Origin of the sequence: Aquicella siphonis, assembly GCF_902459485.1 — a bacterium.
In the GTDB taxonomy this organism is placed as follows: Bacteria; Pseudomonadota; Gammaproteobacteria; order DSM-16500; family DSM-16500; genus Aquicella; species Aquicella siphonis.
Genome location: NZ_LR699119.1, coordinates 1,093,375 through 1,113,552, shown reverse-complemented (window position 1 = coordinate 1,113,552; position 20,178 = coordinate 1,093,375). Strand labels below are relative to the sequence as shown.

The 20,178-nt window shown below is 47.0% G+C and carries 15 protein-coding genes; 6 read left to right on the top strand and 9 right to left on the bottom strand.

All coding sequences use genetic code 11. The annotated features are described in order from the left end of the window. Nucleotides 1-8: 8 nt before the first annotated feature. Together AQULUS_RS05225 and AQULUS_RS05220 are read right to left on the bottom strand one after the other, a co-directional pair. Complete coding sequence (locus tag AQULUS_RS05225) at nucleotides 9-3,134, bottom strand: hypothetical protein (RefSeq protein ID WP_148339038.1); 3,126 nt, start codon at nucleotides 3,132-3,134, stop codon at nucleotides 9-11. Between the two features lie 228 nt (nucleotides 3,135-3,362). Next, a complete protein-coding gene (locus tag AQULUS_RS05220) occupies nucleotides 3,363-4,298 on the bottom strand; it encodes a M28 family peptidase (RefSeq protein WP_197737293.1) in 936 nt (311 codons plus the stop codon). A gap of 289 nt (nucleotides 4,299-4,587) precedes the next feature. Here AQULUS_RS05220 and AQULUS_RS05215 point away from each other — a divergent pair, with 289 nt between their 5' ends. After that, nucleotides 4,588-5,592: an AI-2E family transporter gene (locus AQULUS_RS05215; protein WP_148339036.1), complete on the top strand. Its 1,005-nt coding sequence runs from the start codon at nucleotides 4,588-4,590 to the stop codon at nucleotides 5,590-5,592. Nucleotides 5,593-5,739: 147 nt separating this feature from the next. Here AQULUS_RS05215 and AQULUS_RS05210 read toward each other — a convergent pair whose 3' ends face one another. After that, nucleotides 5,740-6,882, bottom strand: a complete 1,143-nt coding sequence (locus AQULUS_RS05210) for a bactofilin family protein (RefSeq protein WP_148339035.1) — start codon at nucleotides 6,880-6,882, stop codon at nucleotides 5,740-5,742. 421 nt (nucleotides 6,883-7,303) lie between these two features. On the opposite strand from AQULUS_RS05210, the gene AQULUS_RS05205 reads away from it, so the two are divergent. Genes AQULUS_RS05205 through AQULUS_RS05195 form a run of 3 tightly spaced genes read left to right on the top strand, consistent with a single transcriptional unit; the run spans nucleotide 7,304 to nucleotide 11,574 of the window. Beyond that, nucleotides 7,304-9,109: an IucA/IucC family protein gene (locus tag AQULUS_RS05205; protein ID WP_148339034.1), complete on the top strand. Its 1,806-nt coding sequence runs from the start codon at nucleotides 7,304-7,306 to the stop codon at nucleotides 9,107-9,109. Between the two features lie 3 nt (nucleotides 9,110-9,112). Beyond that, entirely contained in the window at nucleotides 9,113-10,360 is a 1,248-nt protein-coding gene (locus AQULUS_RS05200; protein WP_148339033.1) for an MFS transporter, read from the top strand. Further along, nucleotides 10,357-11,574: a multidrug effflux MFS transporter gene (locus AQULUS_RS05195; RefSeq protein ID WP_148339032.1), complete on the top strand. Its 1,218-nt coding sequence runs from the start codon at nucleotides 10,357-10,359 to the stop codon at nucleotides 11,572-11,574. Before AQULUS_RS05200 ends, AQULUS_RS05195 begins: the two co-directional genes overlap by 4 nt. An 18-nt stretch (nucleotides 11,575-11,592) precedes the next feature. Here the strand turns inward: AQULUS_RS05195 and AQULUS_RS05190 are convergent, their stop codons facing one another. Together AQULUS_RS05190 and AQULUS_RS05185 are read right to left on the bottom strand one after the other, a co-directional pair. After that, the gene (locus tag AQULUS_RS05190) at nucleotides 11,593-12,600 is read right to left on the bottom strand and encodes an LbtU family siderophore porin (protein ID WP_232051843.1); all 1,008 of its coding nucleotides are present in this window, start codon (nucleotides 12,598-12,600) and stop codon (nucleotides 11,593-11,595) included. 213 nt (nucleotides 12,601-12,813) lie between these two features. After that, on the bottom strand, nucleotides 12,814-13,536 hold the full coding sequence (locus AQULUS_RS05185; protein ID WP_148339030.1) for a GNAT family N-acetyltransferase: 723 nt from the start codon (nucleotides 13,534-13,536) through the stop codon (nucleotides 12,814-12,816). A gap of 196 nt (nucleotides 13,537-13,732) precedes the next feature. On the opposite strand from AQULUS_RS05185, the gene AQULUS_RS05180 reads away from it, so the two are divergent. Then, nucleotides 13,733-15,067, top strand: a complete 1,335-nt coding sequence (locus tag AQULUS_RS05180; RefSeq protein ID WP_148339029.1) for an MFS transporter — start codon at nucleotides 13,733-13,735, stop codon at nucleotides 15,065-15,067. Between the two features lie 85 nt (nucleotides 15,068-15,152). On the opposite strand, the gene AQULUS_RS05175 is transcribed toward AQULUS_RS05180, so the two are convergent. From AQULUS_RS05175 to AQULUS_RS05160, 4 genes are all read right to left on the bottom strand, one after another. Beyond that, on the bottom strand, nucleotides 15,153-15,488 hold the full coding sequence (locus AQULUS_RS05175) for a DUF805 domain-containing protein (RefSeq protein WP_148339028.1): 336 nt from the start codon (nucleotides 15,486-15,488) through the stop codon (nucleotides 15,153-15,155). Nucleotides 15,489-15,664: 176 nt separating this feature from the next. Continuing rightward, nucleotides 15,665-16,696, bottom strand: coding sequence for an aldo/keto reductase (locus tag AQULUS_RS05170; protein WP_148339027.1), 1,032 nt, complete (start codon nucleotides 16,694-16,696; stop codon nucleotides 15,665-15,667). A 122-nt stretch (nucleotides 16,697-16,818) separates the two neighbouring features. After that, nucleotides 16,819-18,201 (bottom strand): FAD-containing oxidoreductase, encoded by a 1,383-nt coding sequence (locus AQULUS_RS05165; protein WP_148339026.1) that lies wholly within the window; start codon nucleotides 18,199-18,201, stop codon nucleotides 16,819-16,821. A gap of 74 nt (nucleotides 18,202-18,275) precedes the next feature. Continuing rightward, nucleotides 18,276-18,530, bottom strand: a complete 255-nt coding sequence (locus AQULUS_RS05160; protein WP_148339025.1) for a hypothetical protein — start codon at nucleotides 18,528-18,530, stop codon at nucleotides 18,276-18,278. Between the two features lie 339 nt (nucleotides 18,531-18,869). Here AQULUS_RS05160 and AQULUS_RS05155 point away from each other — a divergent pair, with 339 nt between their 5' ends. Further along, entirely contained in the window at nucleotides 18,870-20,132 is a 1,263-nt protein-coding gene (locus AQULUS_RS05155) for a cation:proton antiporter (protein WP_172622747.1), read from the top strand. Nucleotides 20,133-20,178: the final 46 nt, after the last annotated feature.

Here is a 20,178-nt window from a genome sequence, read left to right as displayed (position 1 = left end):
TTCTCCGCCTATCTGACAGCCCAGAATTCTGACTCCGGCTTTCCATCGCGTATTTTTATCAGGGATTTGATATGAATAATAAATTGCCTGGCCACTTCATCGCCAGCCTGGATTCTTGCATCACGTGCGCGTTCATAAACCTCTTTGCGGCAATGAGCTCTCAATTCCTGCTTTGCCGTTTCATATTCAGTTTCCGACTCTCTGATCAACTGATCGTAAATGGGATTGGTTTTTCTGTCCATTCCCTGCGTTTTCGACAAGGCGACCAGTGACAAGCCCTCGTTTCTTTTTGTGGCGAGTTTATAATTGAAATGATCATGCGGAAATTCGGCAAGTCTTTGCTCATACAGCCGTTTTGCCGCATGATCCAAATCGTCATAAATTGTCAGTTTCATCTGACGATAGTGAATTTCATAAGCATGTGTAACCTGGTACTCAAAAAACTCGCGATTGAAACGATTCCTGTCATCTTTGATCGGAATCAATTCTCTTATCCTGGCTGGTATTTCCGCGAGAGGATAGCGGCTTACCAGTGCCGCCATCAATTCCTTCCTGGCCAAGGCCTCAAAATGGTCCACATTTTGCTCGATAAACGTATCGACTTCTTCAGGATTTCTGATTCCTTTCTTATACGCGATACCGGTCAAAATATTTATGCGAGCCTGGTCAATTATCCCTCCCGCTTGTTCGAAATAAAAGCTCAGCCCCATGTAATAACGCGACTTGTCGGCCGAAAGATCTGATTTGTATTCTAAAACCTGGGAAAAGGCACGGAGCTTGTAATACCCAATGATATCGATCTCTGTCGTTTTGAAAAAATTTGAAATCGCAGCACGCATCAGCGATGGCGCAGCATCTTTCAGGCCAAGCCGCCCCAGACTATCAGCCGTTGCGAGAAATCGATTATATTTCGTCTCCAGCACATGCTCATGCTCGGTATCATTCATAGCGTCATCATCATAGGATGATTCAAACAATGCTTGATAAAATCTGGTAAAATTGCGCTGTGCCGGACGCAGCAAGCGCGCGATATGAAATTCACCCACTGTCAGTGTTCTGGCATCTTTTATCCCTTGAGAAAACTCAGAATCCGAATGGTCTGAATGGAATTCTTGCCTGACATATTCAATCAACATTCTGGCAGGGGTAGCAGAAGGATTTCCGCGAATCGCAGACAGCAAATCGACTGGTGTAACATCCGGCGTCAAAAGGTTAAGATCAGGTATCTTGCTGATAACCTCCAGGGGGGCGGCAATATCCAGTAGAGCAGCATCAAATTGCATAGCTGATTTGATGCGAAACAGTCTCTCTATCACCTCATCCACCTGTTGCTCAAGCAATCCATGGTGCACTGATTGCGTATTCAACGATCTCAGCGCCAGCAGGTAATCAACGAAAAGCGCGAGATTTTTAAACAGCAGCCTGGAATACTTCTCCTGGTCTATGCCTGGCAGCCGCATGAGCAAAGGCGCGCAGGAATAAGAATCCACCAGAAATGCGACAGGCTTGTCACATTCAGGAATAAGTTTCGAATCCAGGATTTCGCCCAGATTATCCGCTTGATCGTCAAATACCGACACTTCCAGCTGCGCATCGGAATATCGCGATTTCAATTCCCGAAGTAAATGCGCATACTGGACAACCTTGTTTTTGGGATAGTATTGGTCAGGCGGCGCATGTTGCTGGCTGTCGTCAGACTGGCTTGCCAGCCGCGATTGGATATGTTTGTTATCAGCCTCGATTTCCCTTGTCAATGAAGACAATCCCTGGGGCTGCCGGTCAGGGTGCAGCTTAACTTCCAACCCCATTTCGAATGCCTCTGCCTCGAATGCCTCCATTTGCGCGCCATCGTAATAACACATGGGTTCGCCAAAAAAAGGATCGACAGAGGAAGACACCCCGACAGGATTAATGCCGTGTGCCTGCAAAGCCAATATGACATGACTGGTTGTAATATGCTCGGGCACTGCGGCTTCAGGCGCCAGCATCGCAAGAACAGAATAAATATTCGAGATCTGTAAAAATTTGCTGCGCTGGGTGAACAAGATCACATCGTCATATTCTTTCAGCTTAGCAATCAGATTCAAATTGATACCGCCGGACTTAAGAATCAAGGTTCCATCAATATCCACTAGCGCCACCTTGCGCGCTTTTCGCGGTAACTCCATACCTGATTGATGTATTTCAGGCGTGATTTCAACCTTAATGTCACCGAGCACGTTCCCATCTTGCAGCATATGATTGGCCAGGCGAATAAATGTCTTGTTTTCGCAGCCAACACTTTTACTGATTATTTCCAGCTGCTCAACAATTTCTCCCAGGTCATCCATGCGGCCTTGGCGCTGCCAGCGGCTGACACGCCGTGTGATGGCATCCAGCTGAAGAATCAGCTGCGGATTGTTGAGATTGTTTTTTCTTGCCAGCATCAAGACATTGATCAATCCTGGCAGTACAGCATGGGTATGTTTATAATGGCAGATTATCTCATCAGGGCTGGCTGCCGCCAGCTGCTCCAGCAAGCCAGACAAGTCGCCTCTGAAAATATTGTTCAGGAAAACGATATATTTTTTATTGGCTCCGGTCCCGGATTGCGATAAAGACAACACTTTCGATTGAAGATCAAGCAAATCCTCCATGGCAGGGCGTCCGGATAATTTTATATCGACCAGCCCTGTTTCGATTTTTTCAAGTTCGGCAACAACCCTTGGCTCCTCCCAGCTGTCTGCTTTCGCCGACGCAATAATAGCCAACAGGCCAGCCAGTGTTCCTTGCGCCTGAAAAACATGCAGTGTCTTTTGCTGCAATGCTTGATATAGAACTCTCAACCGCGGGATCACGTCTTGATCTTCCATCTGGTCAGGAGACAAGACTCTGCCAATCAGAAGATGGAGTTTTTGCAGGGTTGCCACATCTTGCTGCGAAACCTCATCTGCAAGGGCAGCTTCAAGATAGCTTTGAAGCAATGTGGAATCTGTGCAGTCCACCGAACAGGCGCCATGAAAATCGTGATTAAATTGCACAAGAAACCGTTGAATTGCCTCATCCAGATTACGCTTGTATGGCTCCAATAAGCTGTCGCGATTTTGCAAATCATAGGTTTCAAACTGTCGTAACAGTATCAGCGATTGTTTCATATCTGACCCTCGTTTGTGTTTTCAGGAGCTAAATCCTTGACACGAATGCCCGTCTTGCCTTATCAGGATTTTTCTTATCTTATCCAATTTAAGCGATCACGGATGAAGAAACAATCATTTTTGATCAGCATTTCGGGGAGGAAGATCAAAGGCGGCCGGCAGGTTTTCATATCAAGTGATTGTTTCTGCAAATCAAGAACAGGGCCAGCACAAAAAAATTGATATTTTTTATTTATCTATCGCACTTCCCGATAATTCTATCATTACATTCGATAATCCGTTGGTCACACGAGCCATGCGCTCGTAATCCAGTGTATCCGGCCTGTCTGTGCCCAGATGATAATGCGGATTTCGGTAAGGTACGGTATCAGTCACCATAACAGCATGGTAGCCATGCTTCCAGAAAGACCAGTGGTCTGACCAGCTGACACCAGGAATAAGACTGAACGCCGCAATGCCTTCAGATGGAAACGATACCTGGCTTCGGAAAATGGAAATGACTTGTTGCACCAATTTGCGTGATGCAAGGTTACCCACAAACCCAATGAAATTTCCTCTGGCCGGATAAACCAATCCCAGCAAAGGAGGATAGGATTGACTATTTTCCTCTTCAGTATAATAGCCTATGCTTTCTATGGAAAACATGGCGACAATGTTTTCATTTTTCTCACGCATCAACCGGGCATAACGCCAGCTTCCCATATCCGAGGTATAAAAAATCGGCGGTTCTTCATTGGCGAAAGCAATGAATCGTATTGTTCGTTCCAAGGTTTTATCTTTCAGCAGCTCAGCCAGCAACATCACTGCCGCCACACCTGAGGCATTGTCATCCGCTCCCGGAGATCCATAAACCGTATCATAATGGGCACCTATGATGATCACTTCTTCCGGCTTTGAATGACCGCGTTTTTCAGCGATGATATTTCTTACCATCACATCATCGGCTATATATTTCTGATCAGTGACATTTAAACCAAAATGGCGAAAAGTATCTTCTATGTACTCCGCCGCGGCTTGATAATTTTTTACATATACGCTATTGCGCTCACCCAGCGTGCCGGCAAGATAAGTGACGTGATTTTTTAATTTCAAGCTTATCGCTTTCTCAGAAGGAGACAAGGGCAAAAACGGCCCGCTATATGAAGTGCCTGGCATGGTTATCATGTACCACCCTCCCGTCAGCATGAGACAGGTGAACAGGATTGCGAATAAGACTTTAACCCGAAATACCCTGGATGATGTGGGCCTCATGATTCCATTTGTCTCTACTGACACGGTTAAACTATAAACGATATCCAGGACGCGTTCAAATTATCAATATAATCAATAAGCAAATCTAATTATTCCGGACAGCTTCCACCCTGACACCGGGCATGCGCCAGCCTGCTTGTCACACGATACAAAAATACATAATAATCATGGTTGACCAATCGCATGCCAGACAAGGAGCAGCATGAAAGCCCTAGCCAATCAATCAACCCTGATTTTTGTCAGTCTAGTGATTATTACACTCCTTTATCTGCTGGCGCCCATTTTGACTCCATTTCTGCTTGGTGCCCTGCTCGCCTATCTGGTTGATCCTTTGGTGAAACGTCTTGAAGCGTGGCATGTCCCGCATCTGCTTAGCGTTGTTCTGATTTTTCTGTCACTCTTTCTTGGTGTGATTCTGCTGATTTCTCTGGCCTTGCCCTTAATCGTCAAGCAGCTGGAAATATTAGCGGCACAAATACCCCACCTGCTGGACTGGGCCCAAAATGTCGGCATGCCGTGGCTGCTGCAATTCGTTAACATTAACACATTGAAAACATCCATTCCCGCAACCTTGTCGAAAACAGGCTGGGTCATCAGCACATTTGTGGAATCCGGTTTTGCCGCCATTCAATCAATCATCAGCATTGTCCTGACGCCAGTAGTGACATTCTATCTCCTGCGCGACTGGAACAAAGTTATTGCCGGCATCAAGAGTCTGCTCCCCAAACAAGTTGCGCCCACTATCATTCAATTGTCGCGCGATTGCGATGAAGTCCTGGGCGCTTTCATACGCGGTCAATTACTTGTCATGCTTTGTCTTGGCGTCATATATGGCGTTGGTTTGTCGCTGGCTGGCTTGAAGCTGGGATTAATGATAGGTTTAATAGGCGGACTGTTAAGCATCGTGCCTTACCTGGGATCCTTGTTCGTCGTCATTGCCGCGATCATTGCAGCCATAGTACAGACAGGAACCAAAGAAGCGGTTATTTCCGTGATTATTGTTTTCATCATAGGCCAATTGATAGAAGGCTATATACTGACACCTTATCTGGTCGGCGGACGCATAGGCTTGCATCCGGTCGCCGTCATATTTTCCATCATGGCAGGCGGCGCGTTATTCGGATTTTTTGGCATCCTTCTGGCTCTTCCGGTCGCAGCTGTCCTGATGGCAATGTTCAGGTTTTTCCGCAAGCGCATGGCTTCGTGACAGCAGACAATCTTACTGCAATCCCATCGGACAAATAAACAAATCAGACGGGGCAGGTTGCAGGAATAAAAAGAGAATGTTCATTACACTGACAGAGTGCAATGAACGCTCTCGATAAAGGCCATCGCGAGATGGCCTTTCAAAAAATCATGACCGGGGATAAAAAATTGGCCAGCCAGATTCCTTGGTCGAAGCCGCAGCCCTGCTGCCGGAATCCGCGCGTTCTTCAGCCGTTCTCGCAGGATGAGCAGCAGCCTCCATGCGTTCCCTATTCTCGACCGTGCCCGATTGATGCTGATCAGTTGCTCTGGAGCCAGTAAAGTTGGCATAGATTTCTTCAATATTTTGCGCTTCCATAATGATACTGCCCATGATCACAGCACCTTTTTCTGTGCTGACGCGTGGTGAATGCAGCTTGCCATTCACATGTCCAGGTTTTTTCAGGATAATTTGGTCGCTGGCGTAAATATCGCCTTTTACTTCTCCATGAGCAACGATAGACTTGACAAAAATATTGGCATGAATCTGGGAGTGAGGCCCCAAACCCAGGCTGTTGTTCTTGAAATAAATCACGCCGTCTATCTGACCTTTTACCACCACGTCTTCTTCCGCTATCAATTCACCTTTGATCATGACTGACTCACCGATGATTGACTGATCAGGATAAAGGTTTTCGGAATCCGACTTGTTATTTACTGATAAAGGAATCAATTCTTCTGATACATTGACGTGCGCATGATCGCCTTGGCCCGCATCATGTTCAGCCTGTTCATGTTCATGTTCCCGTCCCTTTTTAAACAGGAAACCAAAACCCGACGACTTGTTATGGCTTTCATCCTGTATCTCCGGAACAGCATGCTGTTTGAAAACATCTTGTTTTTGCATGTCAATATTGCCTTTGATATGCGCACCGTCTTCTATGCTCACATCAGCAGTATAAATGTCCCCAATCACACTGCCTGTCTTGGTGACGACCACCTGGTCACTGGCGTACACATCACCGAATGCCTTACCGCTGACGACAATGACTTTTGCAAACATATTGGCTTCGATGTGGCCATCAACCCCGATTTCCAGTTTATTGGATTTTAGAGCAATTGACCCTTCAAGCCGGCCATTAATCAAGACATCCTCCCTGGCAGCAATGTCGCCGCGTATGGTAACCGCTTTTCCTATCATTGAGCGCGGAACGGCTCTTTCAACATTTGAATTATCTGTCGGAACCGGATAGTGGCTCTGGCTTGATGGATTCAATCCTTTTGTGTCTTCATTTGTGGACTTGGATGACATAAAATACAACCCTCCATGATCAGTACAAAGTGTGATCCGCTTTCAAACGTTTTATCGACGCAATCTCATGGCTGCCAGCTTAACTTAATGAGATATAAATACGTTTGCATAGAAATTACCCATAGAGCAGTAAACAATATCTTGCAATGTTGAATCCGCGCATTAACCTGAACACTTGGTTACCGCCATTCACTAGCATAGGGCAAGAGTCAACTATTGGTCAAGATTAACAAAATCATTGCAACCGCTGGTGATTTAGCTTCGGTGCGAACTTGATACTGCGGTATTGCCGTATTAATGATTGCGCGTTATTTGAGCAACAGAAAAAGAATCAATTCTATGGTTGCTGTTTTAAATGATAATGATTATCATTTGCGAACCATGATCCCTACACCACAACAATAAAATCGCGGGTACGCATATGACAGCAAACGCAACACCATGGCCTTCACCAAACACGGAAAATCAATTGATCAAGCGCTTGCTGCACGCCTGCGTACGCGAGCAGTTATTGTCGCATGTCTGCAAGGACTCCCTGCTGCTGATTTCTCTGCCTCGCAGCAAGAAAACCATTATTGCCAGTAAAGTCCAGCAATTCCAACTGGGTAAACTCAAAATTGACGGTGAAATTTTCCTGATATCGCAAAGCCAGTTTCAAATCATTACTAGAGTGGATCATCTGCTCAGCCTGATCCGCTTGGAACTCAGCGACATGATCGATCCGTCGCAATGGGACAAGTTTGCAGCAGAAATTAACAACTGCAATATCAATAAAAATCTGGTCGAAGGTTTCAGCCGGAATTTCAACCATCAGCTCGCTAGGGAATTATCGCAATTCAATGCCAACAGCCTCTTCGAATATGTCAATTCACGCCTAACCCCCGCTGAACAGCTGATGTTTTTTGAATCCTGGGCTGCCAAAGGCCATCCTTATCATCCGTGCCATAAAACCAAACTGGGATTCAGCACCAAAGCATACCAGAAATATTCCCCCGAATTTAACCAGGACATTCTTCTGCCGCTCGCGGCCGTGGACAAAAGCATTATCCATCTGGAAAAAGAGACAGAGCAGGATTTTACTGAATGGTTCTCACTTCAGTTTCCGGATGCGTGGAAAGCCTGGACAGAAAAAATGCGGGCGAGCGGTTTAGCCGCAGACGCCTTTTATCCGCTTTTCATTCATCCATGGCAATATGAAAACGTCATCACCAAGTTGTTTCACACCTTCATTGATAACGGCAAGTTGATCTATTTCAGGGATATTTACGTTACCACAAAAGCCAGTCTGTCATTCCGCACACTGATGATCAAAAACGATTCGGGACAGCCGCACATCAAATTGCCAGTTGCCGTGCACAGCACCAGCGCCATGCGCACCATTTCCCCCGCATCCGTGCATAACGGGCCCAGACTGGGCAAGATTCTCAGACAAATACTTGATCAGGAAAAACATTTTGGCGGACGGTTAAAGCTGGCCTATGAATCCTACAGTATGCATGTGCATTTTGCTAATCCAGAAATTGAGAAGCACCTGGGTATTATCTATCGCGACAACCCGGTTAATCTGCTGGATAAAAATGAAACGCCCATCGTGGTAGCCGCCCTGTTTGAAGAATCTCCACTGCATCGTGTGCCGCTATTTATTGAAATGATACACATGGGCGCTGGAAATTCGTTAAACGATGCGATCGCCTATTTTTCGGAATATTGTCGCATCGTCATTCAGGCCTATCTGGATCTGTTTCTGGTCTATGGCATTGCACTGGAAGGCCATCAGCAAAATACCATCGCGGTGTTCCGCCATCATCACCCCGTCCGTATGATTGCACGGGATTTGGGCGGGCTGCGTATTCACGCTCCCACCTTGTATGAGCAGGGCTACATACTCGAAGCGCATCCCCAATCCGCGACCATCACGCAAGACCGGCAGGAAGTCACGAACAAATTTCTTCACACAGTTATTCAATATCATCTTGGTGAAATTATTCTGTTGCTGGCTCAGGAATACCGCGCTCCGGAATCCGTATTTTGGAAATTGGTCAAATCCATCCTGCATGCTCGTTTTCATGAAATAAGAGAAAAAGTGAATCCGCAGCGATGGCAGGAAGAATATCAGGCGGTGATGGAGGATGACTGGCAAATCAAGGGCCTCATGCGCATGCGCCTGAACAACCTTTACAACAAATACATTTATATTCACCTGAAAAATCCGTTAAGAGACTCATGACACATGGAAGCGATTATCAAAACAGGCTGGAAAACCCAGTTAAACATCCTGTGGACCGGGCAGACCCTGTTAATTGCCATGCTGGCGATGAGCCTCCCTTACTGGCCGCTTTATATCTCGCAACTGGGAGATTTTAGTCCCGGCGAGGTTCGCTTCTACAGCGCGGCGATCTATATCGCGCCGTTCTTCTCTTCCACCTTCAGTTCTCCGCTATGGGGACGACTGGGAGACAAATACGGTTATAAACCCATGGTGATACGCGCCTGCCTGGGTTTATTCATTACCCAGACACTCATTCTATGTTTTTCGAATGTATATCTGATTTTCACATTCCGTCTGTTGCAAGGCGTGCTGGCCGGTTTTATCGTCGCAGCCCAGTCCTGGGCACTTGCCATCAGCCCGGAAAACGAACGCGGCGCGACCATGGGGAAACTGCAATCAGCAACCGCCGTGGGTAATCTGCTCGGCCCGCTGCTGGGCGGCGTAATCGCCACCTATGGAGGATATCAATCCATATTCAGTAGCTCTTCCGTTATCTGCGCGCTCGTGACCATCGCATTTTTAACACTGTTGCAAAACACTTATCAAAATACAAATACCGTCGATGCCCGTAATGAAAATCAATTCGGCACAATGCTTTCCTGCATCAAGCGGCATATTCTGAATATTTTACTGGTCATTATTGCTATCCAGTTGGCGCGCGCGATGATTACGCCGGTATTTTCATTATTCGTCACGGAAAAACTGGGCGGAAACGATATCACCGTCGGTGTCTTGTACGCCGCAACCGGTTTGATGATCTTTCTTACCGCGCCATCCTGGGGCCGGTATTTTGACCGGCTTGTCAGCAAAGGTCATTCAGTGCATACCACAATTGCGGGACTATTATTTTTATGCGCCGCACTCCAGTCCGTACAAGCTTACGCCGATTCTGCCATTGCTATTTTCATGTTAAGACTGTTATGGGGCATTTGTCTGGGCGCCCTGCTTCCGGTCTTGCTGAGAGTGCTGGTGGACAATACTCATACCCGCGATCATGGTTTGTTCCTGGGTTTTGGCAACAGCGCAACGAAGTTGGGTAATCTGCTGGGCATTATAGCCGGGGCATTGATAGAAGCACATTTTGGCTATACCACCAGTTTTCTGATGACCGCTCTCTTGTATGTTATGGCGGGCATCGTCATTCTACTTAGCGCCAAATCATTAAAAACGGCACCTGAAGAAAAACTGATTGCGGACCAATCATCATGAAAAACGACAATATGACTTTCGAATTATTATTAATTTCCACGTGGTTTTTAGGCGTCATGGCGGTTAAATTCATTCTGCCATCCCTGCCCGCCCTGGCCGAGCAGATGCACACCAGCTCCACCATGGCCAAATATACCATCAGCATTTTTCTGTTCGGCAAAGCAACCGGCATGCTGGCTTTCGGGCCCTTGTCAGAAAAATACGGCCGCAAGATATTCATGTTGCTGGGATTGGCATTATTTTCATTCGGGAATCTGTTCGCATATTTCACTGCTTCAATCGAAGTCCTGCTCTTCGCGCGACTAATTCAGGGCCTGGGGGTCAGCGCGACCGTCATGGTCGGCCGCGCCATGGTCAATGACACCTACAAGCATAACAAGGCGGCCATTGTTTTCAGCCACGTTTTTCTGGCCGCCTCGGTCATCATCGCGTTTCTGCCCATGCTGGGCAGCCTGATTGCCACGCATTATCCATGGCAGACTGCATTCATGATCATGGCAGTTTACAGCGCGCTGATCTTCATTTTCTGCCTGTTTTTTCTCCGGGAAACCCACACACCCAAGGCAGCAGTTTCGCTCAGCATGATGAAGATTGTTTCCTATTACAAAATGATTGCGAGCCATCCAGTATTTCTCGGTTATGTATTATGCTCGATATTCATGATAGCCGGCGAATCCGCGTTTAATACAGCTTCTTCCTTTCTCTTGATCAAGTCATATGGCGTTTCAAAAAATACTTTTGGAATGCTGATCACCTGTCTTGCTGTCGGGCATCTGATTGGCACGCTGATTTGCGGGCGCCTGGTCAAGAAATATAATCTGGTTAACATGATGGGAACAGGTGTAGTCATACTCGCGGTATCGACATCTATCATGGCCTTGCTGATAGGCATGGGTTATGCAAATGTTGCCGTCATCATTATTCCCATGATCATATTTTATGTTGGCACCGGGTTTATCATGACGATTACCGCCGTCGGAACGGCGATTCCATTTCCCAATTTCGTGGGGATTTCTTCCGCCGCCTCATTGTCACTCAATTTCTCCCTGTCAGCGCTCAGCAGTGTCATCATGAGCCACCTGTCCACCACATCCGCCATCCCTGTCAGCCTGCTTATTGCCGCCTGCGGTACCGCTGCCTTGTTGTCATGGTATCTGCTTATCGTGCCCAACCGCATCAGCAGCCAGAATATGGCCGTTTCCAATGTTCATTGAACGGTGTCATATTTTAGTTTAAAAATTCAAAACCAGCTGCATGGCAACGGTATTGGTAATTTTGGAATTCCCCGATACAGACTGATTCAGGCCTGCGGCATTAACACCGTTTGCGTAATTATAATCTTTGAATACCTGAAACTGCACATCCAGAAAGCGGCTGGGATAAATGTTCAAACCTATCCCAGCCCGTTTTCTTGGCAGTTTCAACGCCAACGCCTGCAGTGAATGATCATAAAATCCTATGAATTTAACCGGAATCTGTCTGACATCAAACTCATAACCGCTTTGCACGCTCAACGCGGCCGGTTTTGCTCCCCGGGCCTGATAACTCATTTCATTCGCGTGAAATGCCCTGACGGCCGTCACATAGGTGAGATTCGTATTAAAATCTTGATATTTCAGGTTCGCATACACCGCAGCGCCAGGCACTTGATTTTCAACAGTATGTCCAAGAAAACCGCCCCAGCCCTTGTTATACTGAAACAATTGGCTGTCCGTTATCGAATAAAGATAACTGGCGCCTATATCAAGAAACTGATTCCGCCGCCCTGCATTCAGATTGTAATAAACCGGAAGAGCAGCGGAACGAATCGTGCTATGAGGCTTGTAAAAACTGAGACTCGCATAATTGACATTATCATATCCCAGCTCAAGCGCTAATTCATTTGTCTGTCCTAATGCTTTCGTCAGCGGTTTATAAATCAAATCATTCTTGTAACTGCCAAAAGGCAGCCATTTCTTGCCAATGGATATGTATTTGTCTGGCATTCGGCCTGATTGAAAATCAAAAAATGCCTGCTCAAAATATAATGCGGGGGTAATAGGAGTAGGAGAGGTATTGTAAATCAGGAGCCCATGCCATTTCACCCAGGACGCCGGCCGCCAATCCGTCGCGAGTTTGATGTTGGACAATTGTTCATTCAGCAGGTATTTTTCTCCTTGCGCGCCAGATTGGGAGACATTAAAAAAAACGTGTCCGTCATAATTGAAATAATCCGATTCGAATAATTTTCGAGGCTGCATAGCTGCAGCTTCCATAAATGAAGAAAACAGACTCGTTTCTATCATCATCAGGATAAAGATACGCCTGGCTGTGCGAGATTTGATCATGCCTGGAAGGTATTGTTATCATTATTGTAATGTAAGAATGTTAATGATAATGATTATCATTAACATTAGCAACTTTTATAATGACAACCTTTTGCCGTCGGGCAGGAAGACTGGCTGCTTCAGCCGCTAGGCGGATTCGCAATAACGGAGCAATAGCTCGTGAAGCCGTCTGATCTGCATGCCATTGGCGTCAAAATTATCAGGATGCAGCCATTTCTGGAAACCAGCCTTCAAGGCAGGCCACTCGCTGTCAATAATGGAAAACCAGGCGGTATCACGGTTGCGGTTTTTATAGACATGGCTTTGCCTGAATATCCCTTCAAACTGAAATCCCAGGCGCTTGGCGGCATTAATGGACGGCTGGTTCAGCGCATTACACTTCCATTCATAGCGCCTGTAGCCCAGCTCATCAAACACATATCGCATCATCAAATACATGGCTTCCGTTGCCGCTGGTGTCTTTTTTAAGTATCTGGAAAAATGCAGATGTCCCACTTCTATAGACCCATGTTCCGGTGAAATCCGCAAATAACCGCTGACACCTACAGGCTGACATAATTGATTATCAACGATAGCGTACAACCTGACCTGGCCATCGCGGGAGGTTTCCTGTATCCACGCTCTGAAAGCATCTGAGTTTTCAAACGGACCATAAGGGAGATATGTCCACGAGTCCCCCGGATTATCGGCCTGCAAGTTATCATACAAGGCTGCGGCATGCTTGTCCGCATCCAGTCGCTGTAAACTGCAATATCTCCCCCTGATTTCAGTAAACTCAGGAGTACGGCGAATCCGCCAGTCTGCCACGCTGTCACCTAATATCTGATGGAAAGCATTTTGCTCAGACATCTTCCCCTATCCTCATTAACTGATGTTTTGCCGCATTATGACAGGCTTGCCTGGCCAATAACAGATCTTTGCTGGTACGGTTACTACGCCAGCGGCGCACTATTCAACACCCCGGACTTCAGTTATATTACGCTGCCATGCGGTCATTGAAAAAAACACCCGGTCACGATCGATTCTAGAGACACAGGAGCAAGCCATGCCAGATACCCGGACAATTACCCCCCGGCAAAGACGAATGCTGATTCTCTCCTCTCTAGGCGGTGTACTTGAGTTTTATGATTTTATCATTTACATCTTTCTTGCACCCGTCATTGAAAAACTGTTTTTTGCCGAGAGTTCGAATTATATGGCTACGCTGAAAACCCTGGCCATTTTTTCTATCGGTTACTTGTTAAGGCCATTGGGCGGCATCATTTTTTCTCATTTTGGCGACCGTTATGGACGCAAAGTCGTATTCCTGATGACCGTGATTTTCATGGCCATCCCGTCTTTTGCGATCGGGCTTCTGCCCACGCCGCGTGAAATCGGCATCGCAGCGCCGCTCTTGCTGTTATTACTCCGTATGATGCAAGGATTAGCTTTGGGCGGGGAAATTCCCGCTGCCATTACTTTTGTATCAGAACATGTGCCTGGCCGGCGGCGCGCATTTGCCTTATCGGTCTTGTTTTTCGGCATTAACATGGGATTGCTCCTCGGTTCACTGGTAACCACGTTGTTGACTTCGCTGCTGACCGAAGCCGAGATCTTTGCCTACGGTTATCGCATTCCCTTTTTATTGGGCGGCTTTTTTGGCATGTTCTCTCTCTTTTTGCGGCGTCATTTACACGAAACAACCGCATTTACCTCACTGCGCCAAATGGACTTGCAACGCGTGCCGCTGCTCACGCTCATGCGGCATTCCTATCCTCAGGTCCTGCAGGGGATGCTGTTGGTAGGCACAGGTTCCGTAACAGTATTTCTCTATTTGTACTGGCCCCAATATCTGCATCAATATATGAATTATGACTTTGCCGGCTTGATGCGTATCAATACCGCCGGCACCCTGGTCTTGAACCTGACTATCTTGCTAGGCGGTGTGCTCGCCGACAAATGGGGCTACAGGAACCTTTACCTTATGGGAACAACATTATTGGTGCTGCTTACCTTTCCATTGTTCATGCTATTCAATCAGCATAACCTGACATGGGTCATCATGAGTTATATGCTGTTTTCCCTATTATTCGGTTTCATACCCGGATCTTATTCCGCGATATTAAGCGGGTTATTCCCTACTTCCGTGCGCTATTCCGGCATTGCCATGAGCTATAATCTGGCTTTCGCTGTGTTTGGCGGCTTAAGCCCTGTCATCTGCACTTTTGCCATTCATACTTTCAATTCGGTTTTGGCACCCGCTTATTATGTCATGCTAATGGCTATGCTTTCCTGGATTGCCTGTTATCTGGGCAAAAAATCTGAAGAACAGCAGCCTAAAATAATCAACAGGCAGAATGAAAGCGCCGCACTGGCAATGGCTGAAGAAACCGGAAGATAATGCGACCATCCGATGAGACGCCGAATCCGCTAGTCGCTTACATGCAAAAAGCCCGGTGAAAGAATTCCCCGGGCTGTTTTCAGGTTTAAACAACAGGATTTCCGTAGTTATTCGGGCCTTTAGTGCCTTCAATAACGTAAAAATAAAGTAAAACCAACGCGCCCACTACCGGGATCAAGCTGAGCAGTATCCACCAGCCTGACATGTTTGTATCATGCAGGCGGCGCACAGAAACGCCCAGAGAAGGGAGAAACAGCGCCAGCGCTAAAATGTAATATACAATTTTGCCGATGAAACATGACAAAACCAAGAGAATGATGCAAAACAGATAAAACCACCAAAATTCGGACCGTGACGCTCTTCCGCTAAAATCCATATACTTTTTGACGAGACATGTTTGAATCGAATCAACAAAATTCATAAAATCTCCTTATAAATAACTGATCCTGGTCACTACGTAATCCATTCGCGCGGCAAGCTTGCTGATGATGCTGCAAGCAATAGTCTACAATGATTGCATGAGGACTGAAACTTAAATTCTCGCCGTCGCGCTTGCATGAAACACTAGCAAACAGGGAGAGTGTTCATTGAGCCGCTTCAGGATCGGTGGCGCCTGGGCTGCAGCATCTCAAACTGGGCCTGATGCCAGTATGGATAAATCGGATGCTGATCACTGACCTTGTCGAGTCTCGCAATTTGATCACTCGTCAGATTCCAGCCCACTGCTTCCAGATTTTGACGCAATTGCGCTTCATTTCGCGCGCCTATAACCAGGTTGCAAACTGTAGGCCGCTGCAAAAGCCAGTTGAGCGCCACCTGGGGAATGCTTTTTCCGGTTTCGTTTGCGATTTCATCCAGTACATCCACGACCTTATACAGATAGTCATCCGCCACCTCCGGTCCACCCGCCGCGCCGCCAGATTTAATACGCCCTTCTGGCAATGCCTGGCCGCGGCGTATCTTGCCCGTCAATCGGCCCCACCCCAGCGGACTCCAGACCATCAGCCCTACACCTTGGTCAAGTCCCAGCGGCATTAATTCCCACTCGTACTCGCGCCCGATCAGCGAATAATATCCCTGGTAAACCACATAACGCGCCAGCCCATATTTTTCCGACACAGCCAGCGATTTCATCACATGCCAGCCTGAAAAATTTGAACAGCCGATATAGCGCACCTTACCGCTTTGCACCAGATGATCCAGCGCGGCCAGTGTTTCTTCCACGGGCGTCAGGGCATCAAACCCATGCATGAAATAAATATCAATATGCTCGCTGCCCAAGCGCTTCAAACTGGCTTCACATGCTTCAATGATGTGATAACGCGAAGAACCTGCATCATTGGCTCCCGCTCCCATGGGGAAGGTAGCCTTGGTCGAGATGAGAGCCTTGCTGCGTTTTCCCGCCAGTGCTTTTCCCAAAATCTCTTCAGAAGCGCCTTGTGAATAGACATTGGCTGTGTCAAACAGGTTAACGCCCGCTTCCAGACAGATATCGACCAATCGGGCAGCTTCTTTTACATCGGTCTCGCCCCATGTTTTGAAAAATTCAGTTGTGCCGCCGAAAGTTGCTGTCCCGAAACTCAACACTGGAATCCTTAATCCTGAATGACCCAATTGACGATATTCCATCTTGACCTCTTAGAAAATTAACTGACATGAAACCTGAATAACACTTCAAAATAGTACTACAAGCTTGTAACCGCTTCCATACGCCTCATCTTGTTGCAAAAATTCCCCCGCCAGCAACTATATCATGATAATGGCTGCCAGGGCCCCTGCATCAGGGTGGGCACAAGTTCTGAAATCGTGGGATGAATATGCATGGCGCGCTCAAGCTGAGTGCCTGGCATGCGCGCATACATCACATCAAGAAGCGAATGGATGATTTCATCTCCTTCCGGGCCCAGCACAGCTGCGCCCAATAACTCTTTCGTCTCAGCGTCAATCATCACCTTCATGAATCCTTGCAGCGCATTCTTGATGACCGCGCGCTTGATCCGGCTCATGGGCAGTTTTGCGATCAATGCCTTGCGGCCTGATTGCCGCACCTCAGCTTCAGTCAAGCCTGCCCGGCCTAATGACGGATCTATGAACAACGCATAAGTCTGTATCCTGTCACTGACAAGCCGGCGGCCGCCGTTTAACAGGTTATCTGCGACAATCTCATAATCATTGTAGGAAGTGTGCGTGAACGCGCCCTTGCGATTTACATCCCCCAAGGCATAGACACCGGGTATGTTTGTCTGCAATTGATCATCCACAATAATATAGCCTTGCGCGTCAACCTGTATTCCTGCCTGCTCCAGACCCAGATCATCTGTATTGGGCCTGCGGCCTATAGCCATCAAGACATGCGAGCCCGTTACCTCTTTTTCATTATTTGCGCAGTTCAGTTGTACGACAATATGGTTCCCTTGCTTTTTGAAGGCAATGCATTCTTCGTTCAGACGAATATTGATACCTTCAGTTTCCAGTATGGATTTGACGGCGTTGGACACATCTTCATCTTCCCGCGCTATCAATCGTCCTGCTTTTTCGATAACAGTTACTTTGCTGCCAAATCTCTGGTAGATTTGCGCGAATTCCAATCCTATATAACTGCCGCCGATAATGACAAGATGCCCGGGAAGAGTTTCCAGATTCATGATGCTGGAATTCGTCAGGTAATTGATCTCATCTACTCCGGGGAGAGGCGGAATGAAGGCGCGGCCGCCCACATTGATGAAAATATATTTCGCTTGCAAAAGAGATTCGTTTACGCGTATCGAATTCGCACTTTCAAAAACAGCCGCGCCTTTATACACAGTCATGTTTTGATGGTCGCGCAGCCAGGGTTCGATGCGAGGCTGATACCGGTTTCTGATCGCGTCAACACGCGCCTTGACTTTTTTCATATCCACCAGAACGGTCCCTTGAACATCAACGCCAAAATCACTGGCATGTCTTGCGTTATAAGCCGCCTGCGCGCTGGCGACCAATGTCTTCGTTGGTATACATCCCGTATTCAGGCAGGTTCCCCCAAATAACGCGCGCTCAACAATGGCCACTTTCATTCCAGCATTCGCCAGGCGGCTGGCGAGACTGGGCCCCGCCTGGCCTGCGCCTATTACAATTGCATCAAATAAATCAGCCATGGATTCCTTCCCCTTATAAGTATACCGAGTTCAGTCCCGGAAATACGCCGTTGCGCATCGCTTTTCGCACATGATCACATTAACTTAAGCGGCGGCATTCTGCCGGTCAGGAGCGCCAGCGCGCAAACCAGCAACAGGATCCCGCCAACAGCATAAATAAATAAAAATAATGTAAACATCAAGGGGTTGTCTTTATATGAGGGCGCATATCGGCCTTTAAAAAAATTTGATCCGGCAGGAATTTCTCCGTTTTTCCATGCTCTCCAGGCAACCAGCAGCAAACCCGCACCAAAAAGGAAAAACAAAACAGACTCCAGGAATCGCAACATCCAAACCTCCTTGTCAATTACCAGGGTACCCGCCCCAAACTGCAAAAACGCCGTCAGTATGACAAAATTGTAATCTTCCCTTCATGAATCTGTCAGCATTTTTTTGTTTAAAATCATGTCATTGTTATTCCTGTTGCGGACGCTGTCCAACCCTGTTCAGCAGGCGGGCCAATAATGTCTTCCCATGCGATATCAGCCATGTGTAATACTTGTTTATTCCAAACCGGAGCTGCATATTAAAAACACACACTTGCAAGAGCGGGTTGATTCTTGGAAGCATCAGTCATATAACTCTCGTTTTGATAATTATCAATGTGTATCATCCAGGAGTTCTGGAAAATGAATCTTTTCGATATTTCCGCCATCGTCTTGACTGCCTCGGCGATAGGCAGTTTTGTCAATCATAAATGGATCAGGCTTCCCTCTTCCATTGGATTATTATTGCTGGCCATGGGTCTTGGCTTCGCCGGCATCTTTTTGCAAAAAATCGGTGTAATCTCGAATGAACACATTGAACTGTTCCTCTCCAGCATCAATTTTAACGAAACTGTTTTTCACGGTATGCTTTCGTTTCTGTTATTCGCGGGTTCTCTGCAAATCAATATTGAAGATTTGAAATCCGCCAAACTGCCTATCGCCATGACGGCAACCATCAGCACCTTGTTATCCACTCTCATGATAGGCCTGGCATTTTTTATGCTGGCAAATCGGCTGGGCTTTGAAAACATCACATTATTATACGCGATGCTGTTTGGCGCCATTCTTTCACCCACTGATCCGATCGCAGCCCTGTCCATCATCAAAAAAATGCGCGCGTCAAAAAAAATTGAAACCATTATTACAGGCGAATCGTTGTTTAACGATGGAGTAGCCATCGTGATCTTTCTTACAATAATCGAAATCCTGCATTCAAACGGCGAAGCCGGTTTTGCACAAGCAGCTGAATTTCTCCTGCTGGAAGCCGGGGGCGGCATCGTGTTCGGAGGAATCATAGGCTGGATTGCCTACAGGATGCTGTTAAAAATTGATGACATGCACGTGGAATTATTCATTATGCTCGCCGTGGTCACCGGCGGTTATACCCTGGCGGAAAAATTGCGATTATCCGCTCCTTTGGCCATGGTGGTCGCAGGAATCATCATTGGCAATCACGGCCGTTCTCACGCCATGTCCGACCATTCACGCATCTATCTCGATGCTTTCTGGGAAGCCATAGATGAAATCCTGAATACTGTCCTGTTTTTCCTGATCGGGCTGGAAATGATGGTGATCAATGCGACTGCCGCATTGGCTTTGCTTGGCGCGGCGTGCATCCTGATCGCCTTGTCTGCCCGCTTCGTCAGCATAGCCATACCCATGCTGTTTCTCAAACCATTTTATAAAGCCAGACGCGGAGCTATCATCATTTTAACATGGGGCGGATTGCGAGGTGCACTTTCAATAGCAATGGTGCTATCCCTGCAGGAACAAAGTATCAAGGCGATATTTCTCCCCTGTATTTATTTTGTTGTCATCTTCTCTATTGCTGTTCAGGGGCTGACATTCAGTAAAATTCTCAGAAAGTACAAGATGGAGCTGCAATCATCATCGAACGGCGCTTGAGAACATTTGCAGCGACAGCATCTCAGACATTGGAACATCACTTGAA

What these genes read in the sequence shown, in the direction of transcription:
- AQULUS_RS05225 (WP_148339038.1), bottom strand. Translation starts at nt 3,134, where the DNA reads ATGAAACAATCGCTGATACTGTTACGACAGTTTGAAACCTATGATTTG.
- AQULUS_RS05220 (WP_197737293.1), bottom strand. Translation starts at nt 4,298, where the DNA reads ATGATAACCATGCCAGGCACTTCATATAGCGGGCCGTTTTTGCCCTTG.
- AQULUS_RS05215 (WP_148339036.1), top strand. Translation starts at nt 4,588, where the DNA reads ATGAAAGCCCTAGCCAATCAATCAACCCTGATTTTTGTCAGTCTAGTG.
- AQULUS_RS05210 (WP_148339035.1), bottom strand. Translation starts at nt 6,882, where the DNA reads ATGTCATCCAAGTCCACAAATGAAGACACAAAAGGATTGAATCCATCA.
- AQULUS_RS05205 (WP_148339034.1), top strand. Translation starts at nt 7,304, where the DNA reads ATGACAGCAAACGCAACACCATGGCCTTCACCAAACACGGAAAATCAA.
- AQULUS_RS05200 (WP_148339033.1), top strand. Translation starts at nt 9,113, where the DNA reads ATGGAAGCGATTATCAAAACAGGCTGGAAAACCCAGTTAAACATCCTG.
- AQULUS_RS05195 (WP_148339032.1), top strand. Translation starts at nt 10,357, where the DNA reads ATGAAAAACGACAATATGACTTTCGAATTATTATTAATTTCCACGTGG.
- AQULUS_RS05190 (WP_232051843.1), bottom strand. Translation starts at nt 12,600, where the DNA reads ATGCAGCCTCGAAAATTATTCGAATCGGATTATTTCAATTATGACGGA.
- AQULUS_RS05185 (WP_148339030.1), bottom strand. Translation starts at nt 13,536, where the DNA reads ATGTCTGAGCAAAATGCTTTCCATCAGATATTAGGTGACAGCGTGGCA.
- AQULUS_RS05180 (WP_148339029.1), top strand. Translation starts at nt 13,733, where the DNA reads ATGCCAGATACCCGGACAATTACCCCCCGGCAAAGACGAATGCTGATT.
- AQULUS_RS05175 (WP_148339028.1), bottom strand. Translation starts at nt 15,488, where the DNA reads ATGAATTTTGTTGATTCGATTCAAACATGTCTCGTCAAAAAGTATATG.
- AQULUS_RS05170 (WP_148339027.1), bottom strand. Translation starts at nt 16,696, where the DNA reads ATGGAATATCGTCAATTGGGTCATTCAGGATTAAGGATTCCAGTGTTG.
- AQULUS_RS05165 (WP_148339026.1), bottom strand. Translation starts at nt 18,201, where the DNA reads ATGGCTGATTTATTTGATGCAATTGTAATAGGCGCAGGCCAGGCGGGG.
- AQULUS_RS05160 (WP_148339025.1), bottom strand. Translation starts at nt 18,530, where the DNA reads ATGTTGCGATTCCTGGAGTCTGTTTTGTTTTTCCTTTTTGGTGCGGGT.
- AQULUS_RS05155 (WP_172622747.1), top strand. Translation starts at nt 18,870, where the DNA reads ATGAATCTTTTCGATATTTCCGCCATCGTCTTGACTGCCTCGGCGATA.